The organism is Deltaproteobacteria bacterium, from assembly GCA_019912665.1.
Classification (GTDB): domain Bacteria; phylum Desulfobacterota; class GWC2-55-46; order GWC2-55-46; family GWC2-55-46; genus UBA5799.
Genome location: JAIOIE010000021.1, coordinates 303,096 through 316,704 on the forward strand (window position 1 = coordinate 303,096; position 13,609 = coordinate 316,704).

The following is a 13,609-nucleotide window of genomic DNA, read 5'->3' on the forward strand; positions in this document are numbered from 1 at the left end:
TCACCTTGAGCTTAGTATCCTTTCCGCCCTTTCCGCATCCATCCTTATCCGGCGCGCAAGGGCCTCGCTTGACGCGAACGCCTTCTCGCCCCTGAGCCTTCTTACGAACTCCACCTCGATATCTTTACCATAGATGTCGTCCCGGAATCCAAGTATATGGGCCTCGATGCATCGCTTTTTCCCGCCGAATGTCGGGGCAGTCCCTACGTTGACCACGGCCATCCGCCTCTTTCCCTCGACGACGGCGTAGGCAGCGTATACCCCGTCAGCGGGAAGAAGCTCGCTTTTGGCTTCCAGATTGGCAGTGGGGAAGCCTATCTCCTTGCCCCGGTCCATGCCCCGCACAACCCTGCCCCTTACGGAGAAGGGCCGGCCGAGCAGCCTTCCTGCCTCGCCCACCCTGCCCTCGCCAACAAGCCTTCTTATGCGGGAGCTGCTGACCACTTCCCCGCCCTTCCGGTATGCCGGTATGGCACGGACGCTGAAGCCGAGCTCGCGGCCCAGCTCCTCAAGGTACGCGACCGTCCCCGCCTTCCCTTTCCCGAAGGAGAAGTCGTGTCCCACCCAGACCTCTTTCACTCCGAGCGGGATAAGCTCCTCCATGACGAACTCCACCGGGTGCTTTGCGGCGAACTCCTTGGTGAACCTCGCGATAATCATGTAGTCGATTCCGAAAGACTCGACGAGCTCGGCCTTTTTTGCCGGGTTCAGAATGAGGGGAGGGCTCTTCTCAGGGGCAATCACTTTAAGCGGGTGCGGTTCGAAGGTATAGACGACCGAAGGGCAGCCGAGCTTCCTGGCCCTTTCCCTTACCTTCTTAAGTATCTGCTGGTGCCCCAGGTGGAGGCCGTCGAAATTGCCGAGCGTAAGGACCGGGTTGCCGTCCTTTTTTTTCAGTCTTCTCGAATTGCGGAATATCTGCATAGGATTGGGCAAGCTCTAAAAATTTGAGATTTTTCCCGCAATCAAGGAAGGGCGGGAATAAAAAGCGGAGCATATATGACAATATGTGAGCATTTTTATTAACGCCCTGACGCAGAGTCCGGGGAAAAGATCAATTTTTAGAGCTTGCCTGACAGTTCAGAACTTCCCTGACCTCAATATCTGGACGGCCAGCCAGAAGCCGAGGACCGAGGCGATGACGAACCCGAGTATGCCCAGGGCCGGGAGCCCCAGGAACTTGGGCGCCGCTTCGGCCGCGATCACGAGCGAGGAGCCTATGATGAGGGCGGCGATGATGACCGCAAAGGTGAGCCGGTTCGAGGACCTGTCCACCTCGCCCATGAAGTCCTCGAGGCCCTTGTGGAGGAACTCTATCCTCAATCTATCGTCCAGCACCTTTTTCATAAGCCTGCCTGCCTGAGAGGGGAATTCGGCCGCGAGGTCCTTGTAGTCCGACGCGGTCGAGAGCGCGGATTCCGCAATCGACTTCGGGCTCATCCTTTCTATAAAAAGTCTCCTGGCGTACGGCTCGCTCTCGTCAAGGATGTTCACGTCCGGGTAAAGGACGCGCGCGAGCCCTTCGAGCTCTATTATACACTTATCGAAAAGCAGGAGCTCCCTCGGGAGCCTTATCTCGTGGCGCGCAGCCAGCCTTATGTAGTCGAGGAGGAGCTCCCCTATCTTTACATATTTGAGCGGCCTCCCGAAATACTGGAGGATTATATCATGATATTCCATCTCGAATGCGGTCTTGTCGATTGCCTCTGGCAGTATTCCCATCCTCTGGTATACCTTCACTGTGGACTCGATGTCCTGGGTCGCAATGCCGATGAGGATGTCCGCCAGGTTCTGCTTCATCTCCGGCCCGATCCTGCCGACTATGCCGAAGTCCACGAGCGCAATGCTGTCCTTCGAGAGGACGAATATGTTCCCGGAATGCAGGTCGCCGTGGAAGAGGCCGAACTCGAAGACCTGCTTGAAGAATATGTCCGCTATGAGGTGGGCTACGGCTTCCGTGTCTATGCCCTCATCCTTGAGCCTCTTTACCTGGTCGACCTTTATGCCCCTGACGCGCTCCATAGTGAGAACGCCCCTGCCGGTGAGCTCCCAGTAGACCTTCGGCACCTTGACCCTCGGGTCGCCGGAGAAGTTCTCCCTGAACCTCTCCATGTAACTGGCCTCGAGGCTGAAGTCCATCTCCCTCCTTATGACCCTCGAGAACTCCTCGACCATCCCTACCGGGTCGTAAAGCCTGCTCTCCGGGATGTACTTCAAAGCCAGTCGCGCCATGTACTTGAGTATGGCTATGTCGGTGTTTATGACCTCCTCGATGCCGGGCCTCTTAACCTTTACGACCACCTCGTCGCCGTCCCGGGTGATTGCCCTGTGGACCTGGGCTATGGAGGCGGCGGCGACCGGGGCCTCGTCAATCGAGGAGAAGACCTCGGTAACCTGGCGGCCGAACTCTGCCTCGATGACCTTCCGTATTTCGCTGAAAGGGAGCGGGCTTACCGAGTCCTGGAGCTTCAGGAACTCGATTATGTATTCGTGCGGGACGACGTCGGGCCTCGTAGAGAGTATCTGGCCGAACTTTATGAAGGTGGGGCCGAGCTCTTCCATCGCGAGGCGCGCCCTCACGGGCTCGGTAAGCCGGTCCTTCCTCCTTTTACCGGCGAACCTGAGGGGTATGGATACGAGCCTTGCAAGGCGGAGCCTTTCCATAAGTGGATAGAAGCCGTGGCGCACGAGCACGCTCGCGATCTCGCGGAGCCTCCGCGCGCTCTTGTAGGCGACATGGACCCTCAAAGGAGTCATTTCCGCCCCTTTCTTCCGGGCCTTGCGGGCCGCTCCTCGTTAAGGACGAGCTCTATCCTCCGCCTTTCAAGGTCGACTGCAGCGACCTTGACCGTGACCTCGTCGGCAAGCCTGAACGCCCTCTTCGTCCTCTCGCCCACGAGGGCGTGCCGCTTCTCGTCATGTATATAGTAGTCGTCCGTGAGCATGGAGACGTGCACGAGACCCTCTACGAACCAGTCCTTCAGCTCCACGAAAAAACCGAAGCTCGTAACTCCGGAGATCAGCCCTTCATAGACCTCTCCGACCTTGTCCTTCATGAACTGGCACTTCTTCAAGTCCGCTATCTCCCTCTCGGCCTCCATGGCCTTCCTCTCCCTTGCCGAGGTGTGCCCGGCCGCTGCCGGGAGGTACGCCTCCATCCGCTCCCTTGTCTCTGCCCCGTATTTCTTCTTAAGGAGAAGTTTGAGGAGCCTGTGGACGATGAGGTCCGGGTACCTCCTTATGGGCGAGGTGAAGTGCGTATAATCGTCGAAGGCGAGCCCGAAGTGGCCCGCGTTCTCCTCGGAATAGACCGCCTGCTTCATCGAACGCAGAAGCACATGATTCACTAATTTTTCCTCGGGCCTCCCCTCGACCCTCTCAAGCACGGCCTGGAAAGACTTCGGACCCTCGGGGCTGAAGCGTATGCCGAAGGCCGAAAGGAACTCCTTGAAGTCCGCGATAGAATCCTCGCTCGGCTCCTCATGAATTCTATAGAGGAACGGAAGGGCCCGGCGGGAGAACTCCTCGGCAACCGCCCTGTTGGCGGCGAGCATGAACTCTTCTATTAGCCTGTGCGCGATGTTCCTCTCGGATTTGACTATGTCCTCGACCCTGCCCTCGATATCTATAATTATCTGCGGCTCCGGGAGGTCGAAGTCTATCGAGCCCTTCTCGGCCCGCCTCTCCCTCAACTTTTCCGCGAGCACGGCCATGAGCTTAAGGTCCGGGACTATATGCGCGTATCGCGTTGAGAGCGCCGGGTCCTCGTCCAGTATGAGCTTCTTCACGTCCGTGTAGGTCATCCGCTCGACGCTCCGGATTACGCTCTCGTAGAACTTCTTCCCGACCGGCACGCCAGTTTCGTCGAACTCGAGCTCCGCCGTCATGGTCAGCCGGTCGACCCGCGGGTTGAGGCTGCATATGCCGTTCGAGAGGGCCTCGGGGAGCATGGGGATGGCCCTGTCAGGGAAGTATACGCTCGTGCTCCTTGCGTATCCCTCTTTGTCTATCTCGGTCCCCTCCGCTACGTAATGGCTCACGTCCGCTATGGAGACCCAGAGCCTGTAGCCGCGGGGGGTCTTCTCTATAGAGACCGCATCGTCAAAGTCCCTGGCCGTCTCGCCGTCGATCGTAAAGACGCTCCGTTCGCGAAGGTCCGTCCTGCCCCGTATCTCCCTCGCTAAGACGTCTTTTGGGACGGACTTGACCTCGTGCATGACCACAGCCGGGAACCTGTTCGAGAGCCCGTATTTACGGAGTATCACGTCCGCTTCCACGTCCGGGTCGTCAGGGTCGCCGAGCACCTCGATGATTTTTGCCGTTGCGGCCATCTCCCTCGCGGGCCAGCGGGTTATCTCGGCTGAGACAATCCTTCCGTGGGGCGCGTCCGCGGCCTCCTTGAGAGGCACTATTATCTGGTTGGTTATCCGCTCATCCGACGGGATTACCACGCCGAAGCCCCTCGCGAGCTCGAATCTCCCGACTATGGTCTTATGCGCCCTCGAGGTTATCCGTATTATCGAGCCTTCGCGCTTTCCGCCGCGCTTGGTCCCTTCCACCCTCGCGACGACGGTGTCGCCGTGCATGGCGCCTGAGAGCTTACGGCTGCTGATAAAGACATCCCCCTCTTCGCGCCCTTCCTCCGGGACCACGAACCCGTAACCGTCCGGATGACATGTAAGCTCGCCGGTTACGAGGTTCATCTTAGAGGGCAGGCCGAACCTTCCGCCCCTGGTCTTTACGAGGAGCCCTTCGGAGACGAGCGCCTTTACAACGCGCTTAAACCTGTCCCTCTCGGCCCTCGGGACCCCGAAGGCATGGATAAGCTCTCTCAGGGTCAGGGGGCCGGGAGAGGCCTCCTCCATGAACCGGAGCACGATATTACGCGGGTCTTCCCTCTTGTTATTCTTCATAGTCGACTACCGCGACCGATTCCCTTACAGACGCGATGTACTCCGCCACTTTTACGTGCTCGGGGTGCGCCTGGTAGGCTTCGAGGTCCTGGAGGCTATCGAGCCGCACGGTCAAGGCTATGTCGTAGGAGCGGCCGGACCTCAATACGTCCACCCCTACTTCTATTTTCCTTACGACCGGCACCTTGCCTTCGAGCCCCCTCAGGATTTCAGCCGCCCGTTCTATGGAGCCTGGCGACCTGTCCTTGAGCTTGAAGAGCACTACATGGACGACCACTTTTCACCTCTCAATACGGGACCGGCCCAAATGCCTTTGCAGAGTAGCGCAAAGAATGCGCAGGCATTGCGGGCGGTCCCCGATATTAGATTATATCCGCTACTCGCCTTGCGGGCGAATCCATGGAATGTAAAAGGAATTGGACTGCCCGATGCCGGGCGGTCTGGAGGAACACTCTTCGGCTGGTCTTGTCGATTACGGATTGCCGTCACCCACAGTGCTGTATGGAATCGGTCAGGCCTACTTCGGGACCTTCTCCCAGTCCTTCAGGAACCTCTCTATCCCTGAGTCGGTGAGCGGGTGCTTTGAGAGCTGCTCAAGCACCTTGAACGGTATGGTAGCCACATGGGCGCCCATGACCGCGCTCTCGAGGACATGCACCGGGTGCCTGATGCTCGCGGCTATCACCTCTGTGGTGAACCCGTAGTTCGAGTATATTTCGAGTATCTGGGCGATGAGGTCCATGCCCACATGCGAGATGTCGTCGAGCCTTCCTATGAAGGGGCTCACGTATGTGGCGCCCGCCTTGGCGGCCATCAGGGCCTGGACCGGCGAGAAGACGAGGGTCACGTTTGTCTTGATGCCATCCTTGCTTACGGCCTTTACTGCCTTAAGCCCTTCGAGGGTCATGGGCACCTTGACGACCACGTTTTTGTGTATCTTTGAAAGCTCTCTGGCCTCGGATATCATCCCGGAGGCGTCAAGGGATACGGCCTCGGCGCTTACAGGGCCGTCGATTATGGAGCAAATCTCCCGTATCCGCTCCCTGAAGTCGCATTTCTCCTTTGCGACAAGCGATGGGTTGGTCGTCACCCCGTCTATGAGGCCCCACTCGTCCGCCGTCCGTATTTCCTCCAAATTGGCCGTATCTATAAAGAACTTCATCAAAAACTCCCTTGACTAAAGTTTTCCGCTGTGCGAAGATTTCGAATTGTCGAGAGACTATGTTTAGGCATTGCCCGGTTTTTAAAGCCGAATGATAGCCCGAAACAGGGCTTCATTTCAAGGCTTAATTGGCGACAACCGGGAGCGTCTTAACATGCCGAAGTGGCGGAATTGGCAGACGCGCAAGATTCAGGTTCTTGTGGGTGAAAGCCTGTGGGGGTTCGAGTCCCCCCTTCGGCACCAAAAATTAAAGAAACGATGCGGGGGAAGCTCCCCCTCGGATTGGATTCGCCCGACTCGAACAGCGTCCGAGCGCCGACCGGAGGGAGGATGAGGCGTTCCGGGAGGAACGCCGGAAGCTCGGACGCGCGGGTCAGAGCGAGATGCGGGAGCATCGAGCGGCGACCTTCGAGTCCCCCCTTCGGCACCAGTTGATTTAATAAAGGCGGGACGAGAACAGTTTCCGAGCGCCGATTAAAAAAAACGATTTAGCTGAAAAGTAGTTAGAAACTGGAGACAGGCCCTATCCCCCTTCTTTCTAACAGGCGGAAAAACACGAAATTGCTCAGGCTGTTCAAAAAGCTCCAGATGCGAAGCCCCATTAGGAACAGTGGAGCGAGGAATGAGGCGTATTTTTGTATGCGCCGGAGTTAGAGCGACGCAGACAACGAAGCAGATGGACTTTTTCGGCAGCCTGCTAAAAGAACCACTGCGAGGAATCTGCACCCCGTCATGACAGAACGCCTCCGCCAACGGGACCCTGCCCGCGCCAATGGTGCCTAATAAGAAAATACTTATAATAATCCCGGCCTTTAACGAGGAGGCTTCCATTGGAGGCGTAATCGCCCTCATCCGGAAGCACGCGCCCGGGGCCGACATAGTAGTCGTGAACGACGGCTCTACTGACCGCACGGGCGCGATCGCGGAAGGGCTAGGCGTGACTGTCCTAAATCACATATACAACCTGGGCATCGGCGCCACCATGCAGACCGGGTACAAGTATGCCCTCCGGCGCGGGTACGATATCGCGGTGCAGGTTGATGGCGACGGCCAGCACCCGGCCGACCAGATAATCGACCTGGTCAGGCCGGTGGCCGAGGGAAGGGCGGACATGGTCGTTGGCTCGAGATTCCTGGGCATGGGCGAATACAGGCCGTCGATTGCCAGAAGCGCCGGTATGGTCTTTTTCTCCAGGCTCGTTTCGGCCATAATCAGGGAGCGCATGACCGATACCACTTCCGGGTTCAGGGCGGCCGGCAGGAGCTGTATCGAGTTCTTCAGCTCCCGGTATCCTGACGATTACCCGGAAGTGGAGGCGCTGGTGCTCCTCCATAAAAAAGGCTTCCGGATAATGGAGGTCCCGGTTGAAATGACCAAGAGGGCCGGCGGTCGCTCCTCGATAACCCCAATGAAGTCCGTCTATTACATGGCCAAGGTCCTTCTGGCCATCCTGGTGGACCTCATGAAGAGGACTTAGGCCCGAAGGAGAGGCTTCATGTACCTTGTCCAGATAGTCGCGATACTCGGGTCGGTGCTGCTCTTCGGCATAGTCATAGATTTCATCAGGCGGGGGCTTCTCAAAGAGAAATACTCCGTGCTCTGGCTGGCGGCAGCCATAATAATCCTGGCCCTCTCCCTTAAAAAAGAGCTCCTTGACACCTTCGCTGAAAAAATCGGGGTCGCCTATCCCCCGTCGCTTCTTTTCCTTGTGGCCTTTCTATTCGTGCTCCTCATAAACCTCCACTTCTCGGTCGTAATCTCTATCTTTCATGAAAAGAACAAGGTCTTGAGCCAGGAGCTTACTCTCATAAAGAACGCGCTCAAGGAATCCGGCATAGACCTTTCCGGCAAGGGGAAGGCCAAGGGACCGGGGCTCCCGGATGATTAGGCTCTTTTCGCACCGCTGGTTCAGCCCGGCCTTCATTATCTTCATGGCCCTCCTCACTCTTGCCGCGTATTCCAACTCGTTCCGCGCGCCGCTTCTGTTCGACGACTCCCAGACGCTTGACAACCTGCTGCTCCGGGACCTCGGCAATTTCTGGCTCATAGTCGAGAATACAAGGGGGCTTACCCAGTTCACTTTTGCGCTCAACTACGCGGTGGGCGGGTTTGAGGTCTGGGGCTATCACGCGGTGAACCTGGCAGTTCACGTCCTTAACTCGTTTCTGGCCTACTTCCTCCTCCTTGCCACGTTCAGGCTGGCCAATGTGGACGTGCCGGACTCCAGGAGGCTCGCCGCGTTCTCGGCCCTTTTATTCGCCGTGCACCCGGTACAGACCCAGGCGGTCACATATATAGTGCAGCGGATGGAGTCCCTCTCTGCAGGCTTCTATCTACTTTCAGTCCTGCTATTCGCCCGGGCCGCCTCCTCTTCCGCCCCTGTGAGAAAGGCGTTTATGTACGCGGGTGTTGCTGCCTCCTATTTCCTTGCCTTCGTCTCCAAGGAGGTCGCCTATACCCTGCCTGCCATCATCCTTCTTTATGACATCTGCTTTATAGCGAAGGGGAGGTGCCGTGAGATGCTGTCGAGGTGGCCGGTATACTGCCTCCTTGCCGCCCTCTTCGCCTATTTCACGGTGACGACCGTAGCGCCGCTCGGCGGATTAAGCCGTCCGAAGAAGGTAAGCGCGATCGAGGCCTCGGAAAGGCATGCCGCCGCACTGCCCCTGCGTGTCCTCAAAATCGTAAGCGCCCCGTCGTTCCTTACGGCACCGGAGGCGAACGCGGAAGAGGCAGGCGCGCCCTTGTCGCAAGACAGGGCGCAGGATGCGGGGGAAAAGAGCAAATACGGCGATTCAGCCGGGTTCGGGCTCTCCGGGGTGAGCCCGAAAGAATACCTCTATACGCAGTTCAATGCCATCGTATACTATATCGCCCTCCTTACGGTGCCCGTGAACCAGAATATCGACTACGATTTCCCTTGGGCCAGTGAGTTACTTAAGGCACCGTCAGTTCCGCCCGGAACAATCCTCAACATACCCGTCCTTCCGCCGGCTGCATCACTTATTATATTGCTGGCCATAGCCGGGGCCGGCCTATTTCTCCTTTTCCGGAGGCAGAAAGGCCCGGACTCCAGGGCAAGGGTGGCGGGTTTTTCCATCTTCTGGTTTTTCATCATACTCTCGCCGACATCGAGCTTCGTGCCCATCAGAGACTCGCTGGTCGAGCACAGGCTCTATCTCCCCTCGCTCGGCTTTTTCGTAACATCCGTGCTGGCCTTGGATTGGGTTGCACTCCGCCTCATTTCAGGTATAGTGAATGCACGCCTTTTCAGGCCGGGGCAGCGCGGCGGTTAGCGGCATAAACCATTGGAACCCAAAAAAATATTGACTGAAAGCAGTGTTATAGGTTATTGTAACGCAAATAGTCGCGAGGGCTATAACGGTCATGAAGGCTACGGCAGTGGTGCAGGAAAAAAAGGTCCTCATAGCTGAGGACAACCCAAAAACCAGGCTTTTTCTAAAGAACCAGCTTGAGCTCCTCGGCTACCAGGTAGAGGCGGTCTCAAACGGCCAGGCAGCCGTGGAGATGGCCGTCGAGCTGGACCCGATCCTCATAATCCTCGACGTCAAGATGCCGCAGATGGACGGCATAGACGCTGCAAAGGCAATAACCTCCAAAGGGCCCGTACCCATAATCCTCATAACAGGCCTTTCCTCGGACGAGATGGCCACAAAGGCCATAGAGTCCGGCGTTTTCGCTTACCTCGTAAAGCCCGTCACTAAGAAGCAGCTCGAGCCGGCCATTAAGCTCGCGATGGCAAGGTACAGGGAATTCAAGAGCCTCAAGGTTGAGGTAGACGACCTGAAGGACGCGATCGAGACCAGGAAACTCGTAGAGCGCGCCAAGGGCATCCTCATGAAGAGGTGCAATATCTCCGAGGAAGAGGCCTTCAAGCTCCTCCAGTCCCACTCCCAGAAAGAGAACAAGAAAATGCGCGAGATAGCCGAGGGCATCATCTCCGTAAGTAAGCTCATGTAAATGCCCCTACGGGGCCGGAACCGAATCCCTCCCGACCGAATCACCTTTCAGTACAATTAAAACAGTACGGCCCGTCCCCGCCTTTTTCGATTTGACTTGAAAGTCCGGGACTGCTATCCTTATTCAAACCCCTTCCGAGGGGAAAAATCACGCTAGGGGAGTCCGTAAGGGCTGAGAGTTCCCGGAAGGGAAGACCCTAACGACCTGATCTGGTTAATGCCAGCGTAGGGAAGCGGCTGATATATTCCATATCAAAAGGCACTCTTGCCGAAAGCCGCCGTCTGGCGGCTTTTTTATTCCCCGCCGACCTCCCATGCATTACCGGGCTGCTTTGACTGGAACCTAGACTGGCGGTTTGCCCTGATGTCCATCGACCATGAAAATATAGAGCGCCTGGCGTCCCTGCCTGAGCCGGGCGAGACCGATGCCCTCCGGGTGCTCAAGACCGCTTCAAAAGCCAAGGGGCTTTCACTTGAAGAGGCTGCCACGCTCCTTGCCATAAAGGAGCCGAATCTGGCCGGGCTACTTATAAAGACCGCGGCAGAGGTAAAGGAGACGGTATTCGGGAAGCGCATCGTCCTTTTCGCGCCCCTTTATCTCTCGAACCATTGCACGAACGGCTGCAGGTACTGCGGATTCAGAAGCGGCAGTAACGGGATTGCGCGAAAGGCCCTTTCAGTCGACGAAGCCGTTACAGAGGCGCAGACCCTCGAAGGCATGGGTTTTAAGCGCGTGCTCCTTGTGACCGGCGAGGACCCGAGATGGGGCATCGACTATATCGTCTCGTGCGTGAGGGCCATATACGATAGGACGGGCATAAGGATAGTCCATGTGAACGCCCCCCCGATGGAAACGGACTCTCTTAAGGAACTCAAGGCCTCGGGAGCCGGTGTCTACCAGTCCTTCCAGGAGACTTACCACCGGCCCACCTACGAGCTCATGCACCCGTTTGGCAGGAAAAAGGACTACGATTTCAGGCTGGGCGTGATGGACAGGGCGATGGAGGCGGGCTTCGGCGACGTGGGCATAGGCCCGCTCCTGGGACTCTACGATTACAGGTTCGACGCGCTCGCAACCATCTCCCATTCGCTCCACCTCTATAATAAATTCGGCGCGCACGCCCATACCATTTCCATACCGAGGCTACGGCCCGCCGAGGACGGCTTGAAAGATGTGCCGATGAGGGTCACTGACCTCGAGCTTAAAAAGATTGTGGCTGTCTTCCGCTTAAGCGTCCCGTCCGCCGGGATAGTAGCCTCAACGAGGGAGCCGGCAAGTTTGAGGGCAGAGCTCATACACGCCGGGGCTACACAGTTGAGCGCCGCGTCCCGGACCAACCCCGGCGGCTACGCGGGCAAGGAGGCGAGCCTCGAGCAGTTCTCGACCACCGACCACAGGGGACTTGCCGAGGTGATGAAGTCGGTCGTGGACGAGGGGCTTCTCCCTAGCCTCTGCACTGCCTGCTACAGGGTCGGGAGGACCGGAGGGGACTTTACCGGCAGGACCATCGCAGGCGAGATGGAGAAGTTCTGCCAGGCGAACGCCATCCTAACCCTGAAGGAGTACCTGCTGGACTTCTGCAGTAACGGCACAAGGGAATCTGTCGAACGGGCCATTGACGAAGGGCTCGCCGGGGTAAAGGACCAGGGACTTAAAGAGGCGCTCATTTTGAAACTCGATGCCCTCGAGAAGGGGAAAAGGGACCAGTACTTCTGATGCACATCAAAGTGAACGGAGAGCGAAGGGAAATCAGCGAGGGAATGACCATTGACGCTTTACTCAACATCCTGGCAATAAAGAGGCAGGGCATTGCAATTGACCTGAACCGCGAGATAGTGCCGAAGAGGCTATTGGGCACAACCGTCCTCAAGGAGGGGGACGCGGTAGAGATAGTCAGGATGGTGGGCGGCGGGTAGGTTTGGTTTGAACGATTCAAATAACGGCTGGCTTAAAGACAGGAGCGTAGCAATGGACGTATTGAAAATAGGCAACTACGAATTCAAGTCCCGCCTCATGGTCGGCACGGGCAAATACCCCTCGAACGAGGTCATGGTGAAGGCGCTCGAAGCCTCCGGCGCTGAGGTCATAACCGTGGCCGTGCGACGCGTGAACCTTGACCGCGGAAGCGACTCTCTTCTCGACCACATAGACGCAAAATACACACTCCTTCCCAATACCGCAGCATGCTATACGGCAGAGGAGGCGATAAGGACCGCGCGGCTTGCGAGGGAGGCGCTTGAGACCGACCTTGTAAAGCTCGAGGTCATAGGCGACGAAAAGACCCTTTTTCCCGATAATGAGGCGCTCCTTGAGGCGGCACGGGTGCTAGTAAAAGACGGCTTTACGGTGCTCCCATACACGAACGACGACCCCATAATGGCAAGGAAGCTCGAGGATATCGGGTGCGCGGCGGTCATGCCCCTTGCCGCGCCCATAGGCTCCGGGCTCGGCATTCGGAACCCCTACAACATCCGGATCATACTCGAAACCGTCAAGGTGCCCGTCATAGTGGACGCGGGCGTGGGTACTGCCTCCGACGCGGCAATAGCCATGGAGCTCGGCTGCGACGGCCTTCTCATGAACACAGGCATAGCCGGGGCAAAAGACCCGGTCGCAATGGCAAAGGCCATGAACCTGGCGGTCGAGGCCGGAAGGCTCGCATACCGTTCCGGCAGAATAGCCAGGAAGCTCTACGCCACGGCGTCGAGCCCGCTCTCCGGCGTAATAGAATAGGCGGGAAGGAATGCATCCGGTACTCTTTGAGTTCGGCCCGATAGAGATACGGTTCTACGGGCTAATGTACGTCATCGCGATCCTGGTAGGGAGCCGCCTCATCATATGGGAGGCGGAAAGGAAAGGCTTGGGCTTAAGCCGCGACGACATCATGAACTTCATAGTCTGGACCGTCGCGGGCGGTATTTTCGGGGCGCGGCTCTACTATGTCGCGTTCAACTGGGGCTACTACGGCGCGAACCCACTTGAGATACCTGCCGTCTGGCACGGCGGGCTCGCGATACACGGGGGCCTTCTGGGCGGGCTGGGAGCGGCATGGGTTTATCTCCGGAAAAAAAGCGTTCCCTTCTGGCGCATGGCTGATGCAGTTGCCCCGGCCATCATACTCGGGCAGGCCTTCGGCAGGTTCGGTAATTTCATGAACGGGGACGCTCACGGCAGGCCCACGGACCTCCCTTGGGGGCTCGTCTTCCCGCCGGAATCTCCCGCGGGCTCGGAGTTCCCGGGGATCCCGCTACACCCGGTCATGCTCTACGAGCTATTCATAAACCTGGGGATTTTCTCATTCCTGTGGTTCTATCTCCGGAAAAAGGGGCATAAGGACGGCTTCATATTCGCTTCGTATATCGTCCTTTATTCGATGGGGAGGTTTTTTGTCGAGCACTTCAGGGCCGACAGCCTTATGCTCGACTCGCTCCGCGCGGCCCAGGCCGTAAGCGTGGCCGCAGCCCTGGCCGGAATCATCATAATTTTCTACAAGAGGCTCTGGGAGGCTCCGGGGAGAAAGAGAAAGTAAAGACCCCGCCCAGAGCCGGTCTTG

At 57.6% G+C, this 13,609-nt stretch carries 13 protein-coding genes, 1 tRNA gene and 1 riboswitch; of the genes, 9 read left to right on the plus strand and 5 right to left on the minus strand.

The features are described from left to right. From K8I01_10830 to fsa, 5 genes are all read right to left on the minus strand, one after another. Positions 1–924: a bifunctional riboflavin kinase/FAD synthetase gene (locus tag K8I01_10830; GenBank protein ID MBZ0220911.1), complete on the minus strand. Its 924-nt coding sequence runs from the start codon at positions 922–924 to the stop codon at positions 1–3. 156 nt (positions 925–1,080) lie between these two features. Beyond that, positions 1,081–2,757, minus strand: a complete 1,677-nt coding sequence (locus K8I01_10835; GenBank protein MBZ0220912.1) for an AarF/ABC1/UbiB kinase family protein — start codon at positions 2,755–2,757, stop codon at positions 1,081–1,083. Then, complete coding sequence (gene rnr / locus K8I01_10840; protein MBZ0220913.1) at positions 2,754–4,913, minus strand: ribonuclease R; 2,160 nt, start codon at positions 4,911–4,913, stop codon at positions 2,754–2,756. Before rnr ends, K8I01_10835 begins: the two co-directional genes overlap by 4 nt. After that, positions 4,903–5,190 carry a Dabb family protein gene (locus K8I01_10845; protein MBZ0220914.1) on the minus strand — a complete coding sequence of 96 codons (288 nt, stop codon included), beginning with the start codon at positions 5,188–5,190 and terminating at the stop codon, positions 4,903–4,905. Before K8I01_10845 ends, rnr begins: the two co-directional genes overlap by 11 nt. Before the next feature lie 240 nt (positions 5,191–5,430). Next, positions 5,431–6,075 (minus strand): fructose-6-phosphate aldolase, encoded by a 645-nt coding sequence (fsa, locus tag K8I01_10850; protein ID MBZ0220915.1) that lies wholly within the window; start codon positions 6,073–6,075, stop codon positions 5,431–5,433. 156 nt (positions 6,076–6,231) lie between these two features. Between fsa and K8I01_10855 the strand changes: the two genes are divergently transcribed. The 9 genes from K8I01_10855 to lgt all read left to right on the plus strand — a co-directional run bounded on the left by K8I01_10855 (position 6,232) and on the right by lgt (position 13,585). Continuing rightward, positions 6,232–6,318: transfer RNA gene (locus K8I01_10855), tRNA-Leu, on the plus strand. Positions 6,319–6,847: 529 nt separating this feature from the next. Beyond that, positions 6,848–7,552 carry a glycosyltransferase family 2 protein gene (locus K8I01_10860; GenBank protein MBZ0220916.1) on the plus strand — a complete coding sequence of 235 codons (705 nt, stop codon included), beginning with the start codon at positions 6,848–6,850 and terminating at the stop codon, positions 7,550–7,552. Positions 7,553–7,570: 18 nt separating this feature from the next. Next, entirely contained in the window at positions 7,571–7,963 is a 393-nt protein-coding gene (locus K8I01_10865; protein MBZ0220917.1) for a DUF2304 domain-containing protein, read from the plus strand. Further along, on the plus strand, positions 7,956–9,371 hold the full coding sequence (locus K8I01_10870) for a hypothetical protein (GenBank protein MBZ0220918.1): 1,416 nt from the start codon (positions 7,956–7,958) through the stop codon (positions 9,369–9,371). The genes K8I01_10865 and K8I01_10870 overlap by 8 nt, the downstream gene beginning before the upstream one ends. 109 nt (positions 9,372–9,480) lie before the next feature. Then, on the plus strand, positions 9,481–10,056 hold the full coding sequence (locus tag K8I01_10875; protein ID MBZ0220919.1) for a response regulator: 576 nt from the start codon (positions 9,481–9,483) through the stop codon (positions 10,054–10,056). 144 nt (positions 10,057–10,200) lie between these two features. Then, a riboswitch (TPP riboswitch) is annotated at positions 10,201–10,304 on the plus strand. 115 nt (positions 10,305–10,419) lie between these two features. Next, positions 10,420–11,772, plus strand: a complete 1,353-nt coding sequence (hydG, locus tag K8I01_10880; GenBank protein MBZ0220920.1) for a [FeFe] hydrogenase H-cluster radical SAM maturase HydG — start codon at positions 10,420–10,422, stop codon at positions 11,770–11,772. Next, positions 11,769–11,972, plus strand: a complete 204-nt coding sequence (thiS, locus tag K8I01_10885) for a sulfur carrier protein ThiS (protein ID MBZ0220921.1) — start codon at positions 11,769–11,771, stop codon at positions 11,970–11,972. Before hydG ends, thiS begins: the two co-directional genes overlap by 4 nt. 52 nt (positions 11,973–12,024) lie before the next feature. Beyond that, positions 12,025–12,789, plus strand: coding sequence for a thiazole synthase (locus K8I01_10890; GenBank protein MBZ0220922.1), 765 nt, complete (start codon positions 12,025–12,027; stop codon positions 12,787–12,789). Between the two features lie 10 nt (positions 12,790–12,799). After that, positions 12,800–13,585, plus strand: a complete 786-nt coding sequence (gene lgt, locus K8I01_10895; GenBank protein ID MBZ0220923.1) for a prolipoprotein diacylglyceryl transferase — start codon at positions 12,800–12,802, stop codon at positions 13,583–13,585. Positions 13,586–13,609: the final 24 nt, after the last annotated feature.